Origin of the sequence: Mesorhizobium sp. M7A.F.Ca.CA.004.12.1.1, from assembly GCF_003997835.1 — a bacterium.
Taxonomy (GTDB): domain Bacteria; phylum Pseudomonadota; class Alphaproteobacteria; order Rhizobiales; family Rhizobiaceae; genus Mesorhizobium.
This window is the reverse complement of the sequence record NZ_RZRK01000939.1, coordinates 1-2,198: the sequence shown is the minus strand read 5'-3', so window position 1 is coordinate 2,198 and position 2,198 is coordinate 1. Positions and strand designations below refer to the sequence as shown.

Here is a 2,198-nt window from a genome sequence, read left to right as displayed (position 1 = left end):
ACTGGGAAGCGTTCGGGCGCCCGTCCTACTATGAGGACCTGTCGACGCGTTGGCCCGACTTCAAGCCCGACATGCCGGTGCGGCCGTCGGTCGTCGCCATCACCAAACAGGGCGGCGGCAAGATCGCGGTCTGATTGCCCACTCGCATGGGCAGCAGCGGAGCAGAATTTGCGCCGCTGCTGCGCCTTGAGCCGCGGCATGTATCCCTTGGGCTGCGGAGCAGCTCCTGGGGTCTGCGCCGCGTCGCTTCGCCCCTTGCTCCGCCCCAGGATGGCGAGGCGACGGGGGGAAGTCGGTCAAGCCTCGGGAAAGATTGGCAATTTAAACATGGCGCTCTAGGTCTTTATCAGGAGATCGCCATGTCGAAGTCCGTCTATGACCGTGGCTTGCTCAAGCCAGCCGATATCGCCAAGCTGCAGCGCGTGTTCGACGAGGCCTGCCGGCGGCGCGAGGCACATCCCGATTCCGCCGACGCGCGGGAAATCGCGCTTAACCTGCTCGCCTTGCACAATGCCGGCATGGTGGAAGAGGACATGCTGATGGAAGCCGTCGGTTTCCGGCGGCTGGAACCGAAATCAGCGTGATGCGCTGGATTGGTGCGAGGCCGACCTTGCAATTCGTTTGGCGATCGCCTTGGCCAGGATGCCGGCATTGGCGAAGCAGCCGCGAATGCTTGGCCGCATGCCGGTGAACCACAGACCGGGCAATTTTGGATCGGCTTCGCCACCGTTGAAGAGCGGAACGCCCTTGGCGTCGAGCACGCCGAGCTTGCCGACCATGGGCTCCAGCCCCGTGCGGTAGCCTGTCGCGGCAATGACGATGTCGGGATGGATCAGGCTGCCATTGGCCAGGATCACGCCATCGCGGGTGAATTCCCGTATGCCCGGCACGACGGTGATCTTGCCGGCCTTGATGGCGCCGACGGCGCCGTCGTCGGCGGCGATCGCGGTGTAATCCGAGCTCAGGCGGCTGGCGCCGCCCGCAGGCGCGGGCGGCAGACCGAATTTGGTCAGGTCGCCGAAAACCAGCCGCTGCGTTGCCGCCATCACCGCATCGGCGAGCCGCAACGGCAAGCGCGCCATGATCGGCGAAAGCCGGTGCACGGCGATCTTGCAGATGCGCTTGGGCAGCAGGGCGGGACCGTTGCGGGCCGACAGCCAGATGGCGGCCGTGTCTATGCCGGCCAGATGATTGAGCGCATCGAAGCCCGAATTGCCGGCGCCGACGACCAGCACTTTTTGGCCCGCATAGGCTTGCGCGTCACCAAAATCCGCCGAATGGATGATGCGCCCGACGAAATCCCTCATGCCTTTCCATTCGGGCGTGAACGGCTGCCTGTCGCGGCCGGTAGCGATGACGACATTGCGGGCCAAGCGCGGTCCGGCGCTGGTGCGCAATGCCCAGTGATCGCCCTTGAAGATGATCTCTTCGACCGCGACGCCAAACTGCACCGGCAGCCGGTTCTCCTTCTGGAAATCGTTCATGTGGCGGATGACGACCATTCTTTGCGGAAAGGCGGGCGTGCCAGGGGGAAAGGCGAGACCAGGCAGCGAAGAAAGATCGCGATGGGTGTTGAGATGCAATTGCTGGTGGCGCCGGTGCCAGGGCTCGGCCAGCCGGCTTTCCTTTTCCAGGATCGCCGTAGGCACGCCGGCGTTCATCAAGGCATGCGCGGCAGCCAGCCCGGCAGCACCGGCGCCGACGACGATTGCCGGCTCGACCGTGGCCGGCAGATCCGCAACCGATCTGATTGTCGTATCAGTCATTCACTCGAATCCCATTGGACGTCCCGCCGTAAGGCTCGCAGGACGCTGTAACCGTTTGATCGCGCGCAGGATCCCCTGCAGCAAACCGCGGCCGAATTTCGAGCGATGCGATTTAGCGCCACACGCCGGGCCGCGGTTGCGCTCTATATGGCATATGCGCGATATCAACGGTAATCAGGTCGCGGCAATGTGATTGATTCGAGGCCTTGGGTGGCTGGCGGGTCTCGGTTATCCCCCACGCGCATGCCCGAAATCGAGTCCGATTTTCGAGTCATGCGCAGAATCAAAGTGTTACAGCACCTTGGCGCGTCCTGGACGGCCGGCGCTGTAGGCGGCACGCGGAATCTCGACCATGCCCTCCTTGCGGTTCTATTTCGACAAGATCCTTGAGGCCGCCGCGCCCGAGGTCGAGCGGCAGGCGCTGACCCATAT

2 protein-coding genes are annotated in these 2,198 nt (G+C 64.0%); one reads left to right on the top strand and one right to left on the bottom strand.

Annotated features, from left to right (window positions below; genetic code table 11):
* Nucleotides 1-359 precede the first annotated feature (359 nt).
* Nucleotides 360-584 (top strand): hypothetical protein, encoded by a 225-nt coding sequence (locus EN984_RS31990; protein WP_013528677.1) that lies wholly within the window; start codon nt 360-362, stop codon nt 582-584.
* Here the strand turns inward: EN984_RS31990 and EN984_RS31985 are convergent.
* Complete coding sequence (locus EN984_RS31985) at nt 576-1,766, bottom strand: NAD(P)/FAD-dependent oxidoreductase (RefSeq protein ID WP_127269737.1); 1,191 nt, start codon at nt 1,764-1,766, stop codon at nt 576-578. The genes EN984_RS31990 and EN984_RS31985 overlap by 9 nt on opposite strands.
* Nucleotides 1,767-2,198: the final 432 nt, after the last annotated feature.

What these genes read in the sequence shown, in the direction of transcription:
- EN984_RS31990 (WP_013528677.1), top strand. Translation starts at nt 360, where the DNA reads ATGTCGAAGTCCGTCTATGACCGTGGCTTGCTCAAGCCAGCCGATATC.
- EN984_RS31985 (WP_127269737.1), bottom strand. Translation starts at nt 1,766, where the DNA reads ATGACTGATACGACAATCAGATCGGTTGCGGATCTGCCGGCCACGGTC.